This window comes from Streptomyces nodosus (assembly GCF_008704995.1).
Classification (GTDB): Bacteria; Actinomycetota; Actinomycetes; order Streptomycetales; family Streptomycetaceae; genus Streptomyces; species Streptomyces nodosus.
In genome coordinates, this window is record NZ_CP023747.1 from 5071296 (window position 1) to 5087559 (window position 16264).

The window sequence follows — 16264 nt, forward strand, 5'->3', positions numbered from 1 at the left end:
CGATGTCGGCCATCTACCCAAGCCCGAAATGGAGTGGCGCGCCCGTCCATGTTTCCAACGGGTTCACGCCCGCACTGGAAGCGAGCTAGCATCTAAGTAAGATTCAATCTACGTAATATCGAAACTGTGTTTGATCGAGAGGTGCCGTCGGTGGAATTCAAAGGGAGGGTGGCGGACCTGGATCTGCTGGCTCGACAGCTGGGCCTGGCGACCGAGGGCGTAGGCGCTACCCACGGGCGGGCCGTGATCATGACCGGGCGGCGCCGGGTGGGGAAGTCTCGTCTGGTCCAGGAGTTCTGCGACCGGTCCGGGGTGCCGTACATGGTCTTCCAGGCGACCCGGGGCCGCAACGCCGTGGCCGAGCGGGCGGATTTCACCGGGGCGCTCGCCCAGTCCGCGCTTCCGGGGGCGGAGCTGGTGGCCGGGCTGCAGGCCGCGGACTGGAATCAGGCGCTGCGCTCACTGGCCGTCGCGGTTCCGGACGACGTCCCGAGCATCGCGGTGATCGACGAGGTTCCGTGGCTGGTTGAGCAGGACCCGGAGTTCGAGGGAGCTCTGCAGACTGTGTGGGACCGTCACTTGTCCGCCAAGCCGGTCCTGCTCATCCTGGTCGGCAGCGACATGTCGGTGATGGAGGCGCTGCAGTCGTATGGCCGGCCGTTCTTCGGGAGGGCGGCGAAGATGACCGTACGGCCGCTGCACCTGGGCGATGTGCAGGCCATGACCGGACTGGATGCGGCGGACGCGATGGACGCGCTGCTGATCACGGGGGGCTTTCCGGAGATCGTCCAGTCGTGGCGGCCCGGGATGGGCCGGGCGGACTTCCTGCGCGAGGCGGTGGCGAATCCGCTGTCTCCGCTGCTGGTGGCGGGTGAGCTGTCGCTGCTGGGGGAGTTCCCCGAGGCGTCGCACTCAAGGGCGGTGCTGGAGGCGGTGGGCAGCGGCGAGCGGACCTTCTCCACCATCGCGGCACGGGCCGGGGGAACAGGTGCCCTGCCATCGGGCACGCTGTCCCCGCTGCTGAACACCCTGCAGGCCAAGCGGGTTCTGGCGGCCGACCTGCCGCTGTCCGCGAAGGCCGACACCAAGAACAAGCGCTACCGCATCGCGGATCCGTATCTCCGGTTCTGGTTGGCCTTCCTGCAGCGGGGCATCCCGCTCATCGAGCGCGGCCGGGGCGATCTTGCCCTGGAGCGGATCGAGCGGTCCTGGACCACCTGGCGGGGGCGTGCGGTCGAGCCGCTCATCCGCGAGTCGCTGCTGCGGCTGTTGCCCGACGAGCGATGGCCGGAGACAGAGGCTGTCGGCGGCTGGTGGAACCGGCAGAACAACCCAGAGATCGACCTAGTGGGCACCGATCGTGAACCCGTGGCGGGCGCGGTGCACTTCGTCGGCTCCATCAAGTGGCTGGAGTCCCAGACGTTTGGCCGACGTGAATATGACGCTCTGGCTCGTGACGTACTCGCGGTGCCCGGTGCCGGGCCGGACACGCCGCTGGTCGCGGTGTCCCGCAGCGGTGTGGTTGGCAGTCTGCCGCTTGCGGCCCACTGGGGACCTGAAGATCTGGTCCGCGCCTGGCAGTAGCGGAGAGATGGTGAGCGTACTGCGGCAACGCATCGTCTGACGGCAAAGCCATCTCCCAGGCCTTGGGTACGAGTACCTCTCCCGTGACAGCTAGTGGATCACCGCGTTTCACCCAGCGCCGAAGGCACACACCAGCACTGATGATCACTGCAACAACCAACGAACCAACGGTGCGTTGGATCACGGAAGCGCTCGGCTACGGCCAGTCTGTCACCGTCGGTCGTCGTCGCACCTCAGCTTGGGAAGCTATGGGCATCTGGGGCTGGCTCCAGGCCTCACCTGTGGTGGAGGGACGTAGACGCCTGGTGGACTGTGGATGGGTTCCCCGTGGCTCCCCGTATGATCTGGCACGCGTCTGGCACGAGTCATTCGCTGTCGCACCTCTCCAAGACCAGGCTTACGGAGCCCTCTTCGAGTCCGTTGTGCTCCTCCAGGTGAAGGTGAGCGCCATCCGGCGTGCCGTCCTGGGCGAGCGCGAGGAGATGGCCGGCCAGGGTCTTCAGGCCGGCGGCGTTGGCTTCGACGACGATCTCTCGGCCGAGGTTCCGGACCTCGATGCGTGCGTCTTCCTCCCAGGTGAAGACTCTGGTGGTTCCGTCGGTCACCGCACTCACCTGAGTGGTCATCGACGGTGCGGCGCTAGGTTCAGGGGCCATACCCAAGCATCGCGTACCCGGGGACCGTCAGCCACCGAGGGCGCACGCTTTCCAACTGTGCGCGCGACCGTACGGACAGGTACGTGCGCGTTCACAACGGTGATCGTTAGTGCACTGGACAATGACCAGGACAACGAGTGCCCGAGGGATGGCGCTACTTCCGGTCCGGTGTGGTGGCGTTGCCGCTCTCTCCCTTCCCGCGGTTGTTCGCGATGTTAGCCTCGAACTTTCGTGATGGTCCGCCGACGGAGTTGGCGGACCATTTCTCGTTCTGCGGTTGAGGGCGGGCAGGGCTGCGGCCCGGGTGTCGCCTCGGGTAGGCGCCGGGTTCCACTGCTCCGGGTCGGGTGGTGCTACTTGTCGGGACAGGGAATGCTGGTCAGCCGGGGTTCGGGAGGTGCGCGAGCCGGTCGAGGGCGGCAGTGATGTGGCTGGTCCAGGGCCAGTGCCGGGCGAGACGGAGGATCCGCCGGCGCCCGGTGGTGACGAGTTGCCCGGCCGCGGTGAACAGGCGGAGCCGCAGGCGGCGGGGTTCCCAGAGTCTGGCCTTGCCGGTCAGCGCGAGCATCGGCATCCAGGCCAGCAGGTCCAACGCGATCTGGACGATCTCGAGCCAGATGCGGTTCTGGGCGGTGTGGTGCAGGGGCAGGTTCCGCAGCCCGGTGGCCCGGGCGGCCCGGATGCGGTCCTCGGCCCGGGCCCGCAGCCGGTGACGGAGTTCGAGGTCGGCGATCGGCCGGGTAACGGTGTTGGTGGCGAAGCAGGTCAGCCGCATGCCGTCCGCGTCGGTGAGCCTCAACTGGGCGCCCGGGTGAGGTCGTTCCTTGCGGACGATCAGCCGCATGCCCTTCGGCCAGCCGGCCAGGACGTCGCCGGTGAGTTCGGCAACCCAGGCGCCGTCCCGGATCTCGCCGTCCGGCTCGACGGCCGGTGTCCAGGCCGAGGTCGGGACCTTCAGCACGTGCTGGTGGATCGCGTCGGTGATCACCATGCCGACGGAGTAGGACAGCCAGCGCCCGCGCTGGGCGAGCCAGGCGACGAAGTCGTGGGTGCCGCCTGCGGAGTCGGTGCGGATCAGGGTCTGCCGTCCGCGCCGGTACTTCTTCGGCAGTTGAGCGAGGGCCAGGCGGGCTGCGGTGATGTGGTCACAGGCGGTGTTCGATCCCGCGTTCCCGGGCCTGAGCAGGGCCGCGACGGGTTCCCCGGTGCCGGCCGGGCCGTGGTCGACGAACCCCATCAGCGGGTGGTGGCCGTAGGTCCGCTTCCAGGTCGGGGCGGCGTCCTGTTTGTCGGAGTGCGCGATCACCAGCACCCCGTCCAGGTCGATGGTCACCGTCCCGTCCGCGTCTGGCGCCTTCCGGCCAGCCAACTCCCAGACTTTGTCGCGGACTTCGGCCCGAGCGGACCGGATGGCCTGCAAGGCGGTGTCGCCGGAGGCGGCGAGGGTGTCGATCAGGCGGGAGACCGTCGGGTCGGAGGCGACCGGCCCGAACACGGCCGGCTCGGCCCGCAGCATGCCCACGTCGGCCAAGCAGTCCCCGCCCATCGCGACCGCCAGGGCGAGGTCCAGGACGACCTTCCCCGGGTCGTGGAGGGCCCGCGGCCTCCGCCACGGAGCAAGCACGGCGGATATCACCTGGTCGAGACCGGCCTTGCGGACCGTTTCCACCAGCAGGACCGAACCTGCCTGCGAGACCACCTGACGGCCGTCCCCCTGGACACGGACACGCGGGTACGACGAGATAGGCTCTCTCACCTGGAAAGTGCTCTTTTCCTTGCAGCCAACAGGACCCTCAGCAAGTCCTATCGTTGCAGGTCAAGGGCGCTTTCCTCGTTTCTGGTCAGCCCTTGGACAGCCCGCTTCGTGAAAGCCCGAGGTTAGTCACAGACGTCGTCGACCCCGGCCCCGCGCTGCCGACGCCGCCTGACCAGATCCCACACGAGCTCCCAGGCGGTCCCAGCACCGATCACCAGCCACCCCACACGCATCCACGCCGCACTGCCGCTACTGGCAGCTCCCCACACAGCCGCGACGAGCCGCACCACCGTCCAGCTCCTGCTGTCGAGAAAGGACCGATCCCGCCCCTGCGACACCACCTGCTCCCCCCTACGCCCAGCCGACGGGCGTACCCCTGAAACCGCATACAAACGCCAACCGTTGCCCCGCATCATCCGCCCCAGACCAGTGCCATGATCCCCTCATGCGTCAGCGCCTGTTCTTCGCCCTCGCCGCATTCCCTGGCGCAGCACTCTTCTTCAGCTCCGCCCTCCTCGGCTCCTGGGCCGACGACCACCACCACGTCTGGCTGAGCCATGCCTGCGTTATGGGTGCCGGAATCGGCTTTCTGGCCTGGGCGTATTGCTGATATGGAGCCGCTGAAAGCGTTCTCGCTTTCCCCGTGATTCCCCGCTGTTCCCCGTCCGATCTGGTGCGGCTGTGGTGCGCGCACTTGTCAGCCCCGCTTCGGCGGCACCTACCGCTTCTGCGCCCTGTAGTGCTTCATCAGTGCGGTGTCCGTGCGTGGTCAGCCTGGCCGTTGAGCTTGGCCACGAGATCGTCAGGGCACAACTTGTAGAGATCGCCCCACCATCGACGTCCTCGGTTGTCCCAGATTCGGTAACCACCCGGCACGCCCCTGGCAACGTAGCGTCTCCTGCTCACAGTCCCCCAGCTCCCAGCACAGTCGTGCCGTCCTTCAGCGAGTCGTCTCCGGCGCGTGTCCATACGTGGGCTGCGGCCAACCGGCGAGACGGTATGCGGCTACCGGGTCACACGCTTTCCAAGGCTGTTGGTGTAGACGAGGAACGTGGCCATGGCCGTTCATCTACGTTCATAGGCGGGCGAGTACCGGGACGGTCTCAGTTGATGAGCCTGTCTGAACGGCGGTGAACGTCACTGAATGAGACGGAAACTGAGACGGACTGGCGCAGGGCTAGTCCGTACGACCTCCGGCACTCCGCGCTGTTTACCTGGCTCAACTCCGGTGTAGACCCGACTGAGGTTGCCCAGCGTGCGGGCAATAGCGTGGAGGTCCTGCTATCCCGTTACGCCAAGTGCTTCGCCATATATCGGCCGAGTTCCCTCGGTCGGTGGTTGCTGCCTGCACCTGCCGCGTCGTATCTCGTTTTCTAAATGCACAAGCGCCTCAGGTGTCACGTCTGGTTCGCGCTCTACACCTGGGCTGCCGAAGCGCCGACCCTCACTACATGGGGGCTTTAGAGGAGAAGCCGCGTCGACTCGGCGGCCAGCAGCCGCGCTGTCTGTATTGCGGCCTGCCGCAAGATCGGGTGGCGACGCTTGAGTATGACTGGGTCATGTTGGAGCCGGACATGGCTCCGCCGGCTCACACGGTGCCGGCGGAGCACCGGTGGATCGAGCTGTCCGATGGTCGGGTGACCGTCTACGGGGTCTGTCCCCCGGATCAGTTCCAGCGGTGCCGTATCGAACACCGCCTGGCCTGCCCGGCGCAGTCACTGCCAGACCTATGGCCGTGGCTGACGGCCCTACGGGGAGAGAACGCGCGGCAGGCGGAACGGGACGAACCGGAGCCGCCTCCGACCCCTGAGCGGTGGCCGGACGCGGGCTGACGGGCACTCCGCAAATACCGAGGCTGACCAGGGCCTTTGCCTCAAGATTCTGTCCACGAATAGTCCACAGACCCCGTCCTGGGGCCGCTCAGTGCTGCATACGTCTGCATATACGCGAAGACCCCGGCCTCAGCGTTTCCGCTGGTGACGGGGTCTTTGGGCACCTCATGCAGGGTGCCCCCGGCAGGATTCGAACCTGCGCACACGGCTCCGGAGGCCGTTGCTCTATCCCCTGAGCTACGGGGGCGTATCGGCCGCTCTCTTGCGGCGACGGGTAGAACCCTACCAGCTCTTTCGGGGTCGTCATGAACAGGTTTCCCGGGTGTGGGGCGGGCGTGGTTCGGGGGTCATGGGGGTGAGGGGGCACGGTAAGCCCGGGTGGGGTGGAAGTGGGGAAAACCCGGACGCGGCACCGTCTGCCGACCTACCCTCGAGGTGTGCCAGGCGTGTCGGGTCGGGTGCTTGTTGTGGACGACAACAAGGTCATCCGGCAGCTGATCAGGGTCAACCTCGAGCTGGAGGGTCTCGAGGTCGTGACCGCGGCCGACGGTGCCGAGTGCTTGGACGTGGTGCATCGGGTGCGGCCCGATGTGGTCACCCTGGATGTGGTGATGCCCCGGTTGGACGGGCTGCGGACGGCGGCCCGGTTGCGTGCGGATCCCCGTACCCGGGATCTTCCGCTCGCCGTCATCAGCGCCTGTACGCAGCATGAGGTCGAGAGTGGGCTCGACGCGGGTGTCGACGCGTTTCTCGCCAAGCCCTTCGAGCCGACGGAACTCGTGCGGCTGGTGAGGGGGTTGATGGGGCGTCGTGGACGGGGCGGCTCCGGTGCCGACGTCGTCCCGGGGGCCGGTGCGGCCGGTAGTGGTCCCGGTGGTGGGGGCGAGAAGGCGTTCGGGAGCGGTTCGGGCTCCGGTGGGGGGGACTCGGGGAAGACCGGGCAGGCCGGGTCGCATGATCGTGTGGGGCGGGCCGGCGGCGGCTGAGCGGTGGGGGCCTCGTGGCGCCCCGCCGTCCACATGCCGGACCAGGCGGTGAATCGGTTCGCATACCCACCCCCCTCCTCCCATACCCTTGTCCCGTGACTCTCGTCGAGCTCTCCCGCACCGTGCTGCACGCGGTGCGTTCTGCCGTGGCGGACGGGGAGCTGGATGTGGCCGTGCCGCCACGGGTGGTGGTCGGGCCGCCGGGGCCCGGGGGGTGCGGTGACTACGCCACCAATGTCGCCCTCCAGTTGGCCCGGCCGGCCGGGAGGGCGCCGCTCGACGTGGCGGAGATTCTGCGGCTACGGATCAGGGAGACGGCCGGGGTCGCCGATGTCGAGATCACCGGGCCCGGTTTTCTCAATATCCGGCTCGAACGGGCCGCCGCCACGGCCGCCACAGCCGCGCTCGTCCGGGAGATTCTCGATCGCCGGGGCGGTGGCACTCCCGGTGCCCCCGGCGACCTGAGTGCCTCCGGTATTCACGACATCGCCGGCGCCCCCGGCATCTCCCGCACCCGCAGTACCTCCGGTACACACAGCACCACCAGCACCTTCGGCACCTCCAGCACTTCCAGCACCCCCCACCCCCCCTACGGCCACACCACCACCCTGAACGGCCACGTCATCCCCCTCCGCATCCCCTACGACATGCGCGCCGAAGTGGTCGCGGACGCGCTGGTGCGGATCATCGCCACCCAGGGCGGCCGCGTCGAGGTCGCGCATGCGCGGCCGGGGGAGCGGGTGGATCTGCGGCCCGTTCCGGCGGCCGAGGATCCCGCGCCGCTCGGTCCCGACGCCGCCCGCTGGGCGTTGCTGTATCCCGCCAGCCGCGACCGGCCGCGGATCACCGCCGATCATCTGCTGCAACGCGAGAGCAATCCGCTCTTCCGCGTGCGTTACGCCCACGCCCGGACCCGTGCGCTCGGCCGTAACGCGGCCCGCCTCGGCTTCGACGCGATCCCCGGTGACGTACCGGACGCCGGTGCCGTCGTCCGGGCGCTCGCGGAGTATCCCGACGTCCTGGCCCAGGCGGGGGCCCAGCGCGCGCCCGACCGGCTCGCCCGGCATCTCGTCGTCCTCGCCGATGCCCTGCTCGCCGTCCAGCACACCGTCCTCCCGCTCGGTGACGAGAAACCCTCGGCCGCCCACCGGGCCCGGCTGGCGCTCGCCGAAGCCGTCGGGACGGTGCTGGCCGGCGGCCTGTCCCTGCTCGGCATCAGCGCACCCGAACATCTCTGAGAGAGCCACACAGTCATGAGCCGTTCCGCACATCCCGCCGGGCCCCGCTACGCCGACGTCCTGCCCGAGGGCCACTACACGGCGCCACCCGCCGACCTCAACGCCCTCGACCCCAAGGTGTGGGCCCAGACCGTCGGCCGGGGCGAGGACGGTGCTGTCCGGGTCGGCGGCGTCGACGTCAAGGTCCTCGCCGAGCAGTTCGGCACCCCCGCCTATGTGCTCGACGAGGCCGACTTCCGTGAGCGCGCCCGTGCCTGGCGTGGTGCCTTCGGGCAGGACGCCGATGTGTTCTACGCCGGTAAGGCCTTCCTCTCCCGCGCCGTGGTGCGCTGGCTGTACGAAGAGGGGCTGAACCTGGACGTGTGCTCCGGCGGTGAGCTGACCACCGCCCTGTCCGGCGGGATGCCCGCCGAGCGGATCGCCTTCCACGGCAACAACAAGTCCACCGAGGAGATCACCAGGGCGGTCGAGAGCGGCGTCGGGCGGATCGTCCTGGACTCCTTCCAGGAGATGGTGCGGGTCGCGCACATCGCCTCGTCCCTCGGCAAGCGGCAGCGGGTGCTGATCCGTGTCACGGTCGGCGTCGAGGCGCACACCCATGAGTTCATCGCCACCGCGCACGAGGACCAGAAGTTCGGTATTCCGCTCGCCGGCGGTCAGGCCGCCGAGGCGGTGCGCCGTGCGCTCCGGCTCGACGGGCTCGAACTGGTCGGCATCCACAGCCATATCGGCTCACAGATCTTCGACATGTCCGGGTTCGAGGTCGCCGCGCACCGGGTGGTGGGGCTCCTCAAGGACATCCGCGACGAACACTCCGTCGAGCTCCCCGAGATCGACCTCGGCGGCGGGCTCGGTATCGCCTACACCAGCGACGACGACCCCCGTGAGCCGCATGAGATCGCCAAGGCGCTGACCGAGATCGTCGGCCGTGAGTGCGAGGCGGCCCGGCTGCGCACTCCGCGCATCTCCGTCGAGCCTGGGCGCGCCATCGTGGGTCCGACGGCCTTCACGCTGTACGAGGTCGGCACCGTCAAGCCCCTGGACGGATTGCGGACCTACGTCTCCGTCGACGGCGGCATGTCCGACAACATCCGTACCGCGCTCTACGACGCCGACTACAGCGTCGCGCTGGTCTCCCGGGCCTCCGACGCCGAGCCCCTGCTGGTCCGGGTGGTCGGCAAGCACTGCGAGAGCGGGGACATCGTGGTACGGGACGCGTTCCTGCCCGCCGATCTGGCGCCCGGCGACCTGCTGGCGGTGCCTGCCACCGGGGCGTACTGCCGTTCGATGGCCAGCAACTACAACCATGTGCCGCGCCCGCCGGTGGTGGCCGTGAACGACGGCGAGGCTCGGGTGATCGTCCGACGTGAGACGGAGGAGGATCTGCTGCGTCTCGACGTGGGGTGAGCCGTTTCACAGGCGGCTCCCTTCCGGGCCGGTGGGCAGCGCCTGTGAGGGGCCGGCTTCCAGGGCGCTTCCGGGCCGGTGGGGAGCGCCTGTGAGGCGCCGGTTTCCAGGGCGCTTCCGGGCCGCGAGACCGTGTCCGATCCCGGCGGAAGATCTTCCGGTCTTTCGCCGCCGAAAAAATGAAATAGACATCTCACGATCCGGACTAAAGGCAGAAAATCCCGTCCGGTGCGTGAGACTGGGTTCCGCTGTAGACCGCATGAGGAAACGAGGTCGGATGATGCGTACGCGTCCGCTGAAGGTGGCGCTGCTGGGCTGTGGGGTTGTCGGCTCAGAGGTGGCGCGCATCATGATGACGCACGCCGACGACCTCGCGGCCAGGATCGGGGCCCCCGTGGAACTCGCGGGCGTGGCGGTACGGCGGCCCTCCAAGGTGCGCGCGGGCATTCCCGCCGAGCTGATCACCACCGATGCCACCGCCCTCGTCAAACGCGGCGACATCGATGTGGTGATCGAGGTCATCGGGGGGATCGAGCCCGCCAGGACCCTCATCACCGCCGCCTTCGAGCACGGCGCGTCGGTGGTGTCGGCCAACAAGGCCCTGCTCGCCCGGGACGGGGCCGCGCTGCACGCCGTCGCCGAGGAGCACGGCGAGGACCTCTACTACGAGGCCGCCGTCGCCGGTGCCATCCCGCTGATCCGGCCGCTGCGCGAGTCCCTCGCCGGTGACAAGGTCAACCGGGTGCTCGGCATCGTCAACGGCACCACCAACTTCATCCTCGACAAGATGGACTCCACGGGCGCCGGCTATCAGGAGGCCCTCGACGAGGCCACCGTCCTCGGGTACGCGGAGGCCGACCCGACCGCCGATGTCGAGGGGTTCGACGCCGCCGCCAAGGCCGCCATCCTGGCCGGGATCGCCTTCCACACCCGGGTGCGTCTCGACGACGTCTACCGTGAGGGCATGACCGAGGTCACCGCCGCCGACTTCGCCTCCGCCAAGCAGATGGGCTGCACCATCAAGCTGCTCGCCATCTGTGAGCGCGCGGCCGACGGGGGCTCGGTCACCGCCCGGGTGCACCCCGCCATGATTCCGCTGACCCACCCGCTCGCCTCCGTGCGCGGCGCGTACAACGCGGTCTTCGTGGAGGCGGACGCCGCCGGCCAGCTGATGTTCTACGGCCCGGGCGCGGGCGGCGCCCCGACCGCGTCCGCCGTGCTCGGCGACCTGGTGGCCGTGTGCCGCAACCGGCTCGGCGGTGCCACCGGACCCGGTGAGTCCGCCTATGCCGCGCTGCCCGTGTCCCCGATGGGCGAGGTGGTCACTCGCTATCACATCAGCCTCGACGTGGACGACAAGCCGGGTGTTCTCGCCCAGGTCGCCACCGTCTTCGCCGAGCACGACGTCTCGATCGACACCGTTCGCCAGCAGAGCAGGAACCAGGGCGGCGGCGAGGCGGTCGCCGCCGAACAGGGCGGAGCCGAGCACCGGCCGGTCGGGGAGGCGTCCCTGGTCGTCGTCACCCACCGTGCGTCCGACGCGTCCCTGGCCGGGACCGTCGAGGCACTGCGCAGTCTCGACACCGTGCGGGGTGTCGCCAGCATCATGCGGGTTGAAGGAGAGTAAGCAGCAATGACCCACCAGTGGCGCGGAATCATCGAGGAGTACCGGGATCGGCTGCCGGTGTCCGGCAGCACGCCGGTCGTGACGCTCCGTGAGGGCGGTACGCCGCTCGTGCCCGCGCGGATCCTCTCCGAGCGCACCGGCTGCGAGGTCCACCTCAAGGTGGAGGGTGCCAACCCGACCGGGTCCTTCAAGGACCGCGGCATGACCATGGCCATCAGCAAGGCCAAGGAGGACGGCGCCAAGGCGGTCATCTGCGCCTCCACGGGCAACACCTCCGCCTCCGCCGCCGCCTACGCCGTGCGCGCCGGGATGGTCTCGGCCGTCCTGGTGCCGCAGGGCAAGATCGCGCTCGGCAAGATGGGCCAGGCCCTGGTGCACGGCGCCAAGATCCTCCAGGTCGACGGCAACTTCGACGACTGTCTCACCCTGGCCCGGGAGCTCTCCGACAACTACCCGGTGGCGCTGGTCAATTCGGTCAACCCGGTGCGTATCGAGGGCCAGAAGACGGCGGCCTTCGAGATCGTGGACATGCTCGGCGACGCCCCCGACATCCATGTGCTGCCGGTCGGCAACGCGGGCAACATCACCGCGTACTGGAAGGGCTACCGGGAGTACGCCGCCGACGGTGTCGCCCGGCGCACCCCGCGCATGTGGGGCTTCCAGGCGTCCGGGTCCGCCCCGATCGTCCGCGGTGAGGTCGTCAAGGACCCGTCGACCATCGCCACCGCGATCCGTATCGGCAACCCGGCCTCCTGGACGTACGCCCTCCAGGCGCGGGACGAGTCCGGCGGGTTCATCGACGAGGTGACGGACCGGGAGATCCTGCGCGCCTACCGCCTGTTGGCCGCGCAGGAGGGCGTCTTCGTGGAGCCCGCGTCCGCCGCGTCCGTCGCCGGTCTGCTGAAGGCGGCCGAGCAGGGCAAGGTCGATCCGGGTCAGACCATCGTCTGCACGGTCACCGGCAACGGCCTCAAGGACCCCGACTGGGCCGTCGCGGGAGCCCCGCAGCCGGTCACGGTCCCGGTCGACGCGGCGACGGCGGCCGAACAGCTCGGGCTGGCGTAACCCGGTTCCGGCGGGGAACACCCGGTCGGAACGCGCAGAGGGTGCACAGGGGGCTTGCGACACGCATCGTGCGCCTCCCGTGCGCCCTATGTCGCCACAGAACCTTCCTTCGATAGGCTGTACTCAACCCGCCGCCGCACCTGCCGCGGTGCTGCGCCGTCCCCGACGGCCCGGCCTCAGGGTTCTTCGTACATATCGGGTGTCATGTCGACCATCACGTAGCTCAAGGAGAGTCATCGAGCGATGGCCGGTCCAGCGTTCCGTGCCGCCGCCGTCCGGGTGCGCGTCCCCGCCACCAGCGCCAATCTCGGTCCGGGCTTCGACGCCCTGGGTCTCGCGCTGGGGCTCTACGACGACGTGGTCGTCCGGGTGGCCGACTCCGGGCTGCACATCGACATCGCGGGTGAAGGCGGCGGGACGCTCCCTCGTGACGAGAGCCATCTCCTCGTACGCTCCCTGCGGGCCGCCTTCGACGTCCTGGGCGGGCAGCCGCGCGGCCTGGAGATCGTCTGCGCCAACCGCATCCCGCACGGCCGTGGCCTCGGCTCCTCCTCCGCCGCCATCTGCGCGGGCATCGTCGCCGCCCGCGCCGTGACCATAGGCGGCGACAGCCGGCTCGACGACGCCGCGCTGCTGGAGCTCGCCACCGAGATCGAGGGTCACCCCGACAATGTCGCGGCCTGCCTGCTCGGCGGTTTCACCCTCTCCTGGCTGGACCGCGGTGTCGCCCGTGCGATCCGCATGGACCCCGTCGATTCCATCGTTCCGGTGGTTTTCGTGCCGGGGAAGCCGGTGCTCACCGAGACCGCGCGTGGACTGCTGCCGCGCACCGTGCCGCATGTCGACGCCGCTGCCAACGCCGGTCGCGCCGCGCTGCTCGTCGAGGCGCTGACCAGGCGTCCCGAACTGCTGCTGCCCGCCACCGAGGACCGTCTCCACCAGGAGTACCGCGCCCCGGCCATGCCGGAGAGCGCGGCGCTGGTCGAGCGGCTGCGGGCCGACGGGATCCCCGCGGTGATCTCCGGCGCGGGACCCACCGTCCTGGCGCTGGCCGACGGCGCGAGCGCGGACAAAGTAGCCGACCTGGCGGGCGAGGGCTGGGCCGCCAACCGTCTGGAACTCGACAGCCGGGGAGCGAGCGTGCTGCCGCTTGCGTCCTGACACACGGTTGCCGGTTTTGGAGAGGGGGAATGTTTGTTGGATCCGGTAGTGTTAACCTCAAGTCTGCACCCGACCCAGCCATGGCGAGGTGCTTAGTGTCCCCGTCCGGGGCAACCATTCTTCCAGGAGCCTCCCAAGCCGCACTGTGTTTCGTACCCCGTACGTGAGCTGTACGTCGTACCCGTGCACTGAGCGGTTTGCCGAGCACGCTCCGGAATCCGGCGCGACCGAGCCGCGTGACGTACCACGGGTGCCACGGCTTCGGGAAACGCCAATCACCAGATGTTCCTCCGCCGCTTAGGGCGGACCACCGCCCCGGCACGGTCCACACAGACGGGATCGAAGCCGGACAGCACAACCGGTCGCCGAGCCAGACAGGCCGACGTCCGCTCCAGGGAAGGACCCTTCGTGAGCGACACCACCGATCTGATGGGCGCACGTGTCGAGGAGACCGCTGCCGCGCCCGCCACGGACGCCTCCGCGCCTGCCACCGGTGCCGGCTCCCGGCGGCGCCGTGGTACCGGCCTCGAGGGCATGGTGCTGGCCGAGCTGCAGCAGGTCGCATCCGGCCTCGGCATCAGGGGCACGGCGCGCATGCGCAAGAGCCAGCTGATCGAGGTCATCAAGGAGGCGCAGGCGGGGGGTGGTGCCCCGGCCAAGGCCGAGACCGCCACCGAGACCAAGCCCAAGCGCCGCGCCACCTCCAGGACCCGCACCGACGGGGCCGCCACGGCCGACTCCAAGGCCGACAAGGCGTCCGTCAAGGCCGCGACCGCGCTCGACGAGCAGGCCGCCGCCCCGCAGTCCGAGGCCGCGCAGCAGATCGACATCCCCGGCCAGGGAGCCGGTGACGACGCCCCGGCCGAGCGCCGTCGGCGCCGTGCCACCGCCGAGGCCGGCAGCCCCGAGACGGTCACCGCCGACGCGAAGAGCGAGCCGAAGGCCGAGACGACGGCCCAGCAGGCGCAGGGCGAGGCCAGGGGCGACGCCGACGGTGACGGCCGTCGCCGCGACCGCCGTGAGCGTGGCCGTGACCGCCGTAACAAGGGCGACGAGCAGCAGGGCCAGGGCGGCCAGCGTCAGCAGCAGGGCCAGCAGCAGGGCGGGGGCCGGCAGGACCGCCAGGACCGCCGGGCCGAGGAGGACGGGGATGACTTCGACGGCGGCCGCCGGGGCCGTCGCGGCCGTTACCGGGACCGTCGGGGCCGTCGTGGCCGTGACGACGTCGCCGAGCCGCAGCTGGCCGAGGACGACGTCCTGATCCCCGTCGCGGGCATCCTCGACATCCTCGACAACTACGCCTTCATCCGCACCTCGGGCTATCTGCCGGGCCCGAACGACGTGTATGTCTCCCTCGCCCAGGTCCGCAAGAACGGTCTGCGCAAGGGCGACCACATCACCGGTGCGGTCCGTCAGCCGAAGGAGGGCGAGCGCCGCGAGAAGTTCAACGCCCTCGTCCGCCTGGACTCCGTCAACGGCATGGCCCCCGAACACGGCCGCGGCCGCCCGGAGTTCAACAAGCTGACCCCGCTCTACCCGCAGGACCGCCTCCGTCTGGAGACGGACCCGGGCGTGCTGACCACCCGCATCATCGACCTGGTGTCGCCGATCGGTAAGGGTCAGCGCGGTCTGATCGTGGCCCCGCCGAAGACCGGCAAGACCATGATCATGCAGGCGATCGCCAACGCGATCACCCACAACAACCCCGAGTGCCACCTGATGGTCGTCCTGGTCGACGAGCGTCCGGAAGAGGTCACCGACATGCAGCGGTCGGTCAAGGGCGAGGTCATCTCCTCGACCTTCGACCGTCCGGCCGAGGACCACACCACGGTCGCCGAGCTCGCCATCGAGCGGGCCAAGCGGCTGGTGGAGCTGGGCCACGACGTCGTCGTCCTGCTCGACTCGATCACCCGTCTGGGTCGTGCGTACAACCTCGCCGCCCCGGCCTCCGGCCGCATCCTGTCCGGTGGTGTCGACTCCACGGCGCTGTACCCGCCGAAGCGCTTCTTCGGTGCCGCGCGCAACATCGAGGACGGCGGCTCGCTGACGATCCTCGCCACCGCGCTGGTCGACACCGGTTCGCGCATGGACGAGGTGATCTTCGAGGAGTTCAAGGGCACCGGCAACATGGAGCTCAAGCTCGACCGGAAGCTCGCCGACAAGCGCATCTTCCCGGCGGTGGACGTGGACGCCTCCGGTACGCGTAAGGAAGAGATCCTGCTCGGTGCGGAGGAGCTCGGCATCGTCTGGAAGCTGCGGCGGGTGCTGCATGCGCTGGATCAGCAGCAGGCGATCGAGCTGCTGCTCGACAAGATGAAGCAGACGAAGTCGAACGTCGAGTTCCTGATGCAGATCCAGAAGACGACGCCGGCGCCGAACGGCGACTGAGGTCGTCTCCAGGAGACGTTCCGGGTATCAAGGGCCGCGACCCCTCTTGTGAGGGCCGCGGCCCTCGGCGTTTTCCGGGTCCCGGGGCGGGGGGCGTTTTAAGGGGCGCCTATGAGCTCGGGGGGTTCTGTGGGGGTGCGGGTGCGGGTTGGTTGTGGCTGGTCGCGCAGTTCCCCGCGCCCCGCTTAGGGCGTTCGCCCTGGGGCGAAGTGTGGCCGCTCTGCAACCGCAACGGGGGCGTAGAGGGGTGTTCGGGGGGCTTCCGGAAGGGGGGACCGGGGGAGGGGTGGGCGGGCGTCAAGGGGCTCGTCAGTGCTCACGGAGTGTGCTGTGGGGGAGAGGTTTGTCACAGGAGGTGAGGGTGGGGGTGGGGTGCCGGAGGTTCCTGGCGCGGGGGGAACGCCGAGGTGAGCGGCTTTCGGGCGGTGTCGCGGTGACCCGGCGTGTTCGTTCTCGCTCAGGAGGGGCACACGAGCGTTGTGCAACCCTTTTTCCGGTTTCTCCGTCTGACCGGACGGAGTGACCGTGGAGATGGAGGGGGTTCCCCCGCTCGGGTGAAACCGG

Annotated in this window: 12 protein-coding genes, 1 tRNA gene and 2 pseudogenes; 10 read left to right on the forward strand and 5 right to left on the reverse strand. The window is 69.4% G+C overall.

The features are described 5' to 3' along the window. Positions 1-150: 150 nt before the first annotated feature. Positions 151-1584: an ATP-binding protein gene (locus CP978_RS22975; protein ID WP_043443869.1), complete on the forward strand. Its 1434-nt coding sequence runs from the start codon at positions 151-153 to the stop codon at positions 1582-1584. A 365-nt stretch (positions 1585-1949) separates the two neighbouring features. Here CP978_RS22975 and CP978_RS22985 read toward each other — a convergent pair whose 3' ends face one another. The 4 genes and pseudogenes from CP978_RS22985 to CP978_RS35765 form a co-directional block, all read right to left on the reverse strand. Continuing rightward, entirely contained in the window at positions 1950-2189 is a 240-nt protein-coding gene (locus CP978_RS22985) for an Imm32 family immunity protein (RefSeq protein ID WP_150478289.1), read from the reverse strand. A 430-nt stretch (positions 2190-2619) separates the two neighbouring features. Continuing rightward, complete coding sequence (locus CP978_RS22990; RefSeq protein ID WP_043441155.1) at positions 2620-3996, reverse strand: IS1380 family transposase; 1377 nt, start codon at positions 3994-3996, stop codon at positions 2620-2622. Between the two features lie 412 nt (positions 3997-4408). Next, on the reverse strand, positions 4409-4555 hold the full coding sequence (locus tag CP978_RS34970) for a hypothetical protein (RefSeq protein WP_158508343.1): 147 nt from the start codon (positions 4553-4555) through the stop codon (positions 4409-4411). Positions 4556-4714: 159 nt separating this feature from the next. Then, a pseudogene (locus CP978_RS35765) lies at positions 4715-4902 on the reverse strand (hypothetical protein). 273 nt (positions 4903-5175) lie between these two features. Here CP978_RS35765 and CP978_RS35770 point away from each other — a divergent pair. After that, a pseudogene (locus tag CP978_RS35770) lies at positions 5176-5373 on the forward strand (tyrosine-type recombinase/integrase); the annotation flags it as partial. Between the two features lie 74 nt (positions 5374-5447). Then, entirely contained in the window at positions 5448-5828 is a 381-nt protein-coding gene (locus CP978_RS35775) for a DUF6083 domain-containing protein (protein ID WP_043443873.1), read from the forward strand. Between the two features lie 175 nt (positions 5829-6003). Here the strand turns inward: CP978_RS35775 and CP978_RS23010 are convergent. Continuing rightward, positions 6004-6075 (reverse strand) — tRNA-Arg (locus tag CP978_RS23010). Positions 6076-6217: 142 nt separating this feature from the next. Between CP978_RS23010 and CP978_RS23015 the strand changes: the two genes are divergently transcribed. The 7 genes from CP978_RS23015 to rho all read left to right on the forward strand — a co-directional run bounded on the left by CP978_RS23015 (position 6218) and on the right by rho (position 15700). After that, positions 6218-6814 carry a response regulator gene (locus tag CP978_RS23015; protein WP_376697996.1) on the forward strand — a complete coding sequence of 199 codons (597 nt, stop codon included), beginning with the start codon at positions 6218-6220 and terminating at the stop codon, positions 6812-6814. Between the two features lie 95 nt (positions 6815-6909). Next, a complete protein-coding gene (gene nrtL / locus CP978_RS23020) occupies positions 6910-8052 on the forward strand; it encodes an ArgS-related anticodon-binding protein NrtL (protein ID WP_043443875.1) in 1143 nt (380 codons plus the stop codon). 15 nt (positions 8053-8067) lie between these two features. Further along, positions 8068-9459 carry a diaminopimelate decarboxylase gene (gene lysA / locus CP978_RS23025; protein ID WP_043443877.1) on the forward strand — a complete coding sequence of 464 codons (1392 nt, stop codon included), beginning with the start codon at positions 8068-8070 and terminating at the stop codon, positions 9457-9459. A 280-nt stretch (positions 9460-9739) separates the two neighbouring features. Beyond that, on the forward strand, positions 9740-11086 hold the full coding sequence (locus tag CP978_RS23030; RefSeq protein ID WP_043449326.1) for a homoserine dehydrogenase: 1347 nt from the start codon (positions 9740-9742) through the stop codon (positions 11084-11086). 6 nt (positions 11087-11092) lie between these two features. Then, positions 11093-12151, forward strand: coding sequence for a threonine synthase (thrC, locus tag CP978_RS23035; RefSeq protein ID WP_043443879.1), 1059 nt, complete (start codon positions 11093-11095; stop codon positions 12149-12151). 243 nt (positions 12152-12394) lie between these two features. Continuing rightward, entirely contained in the window at positions 12395-13312 is a 918-nt protein-coding gene (gene thrB, locus CP978_RS23040) for a homoserine kinase (protein ID WP_043443881.1), read from the forward strand. A gap of 408 nt (positions 13313-13720) precedes the next feature. After that, positions 13721-15700, forward strand: coding sequence for a transcription termination factor Rho (rho, locus tag CP978_RS23045; protein WP_043443883.1), 1980 nt, complete (start codon positions 13721-13723; stop codon positions 15698-15700). The last annotated feature ends 564 nt before the right edge of the window (positions 15701-16264 follow it).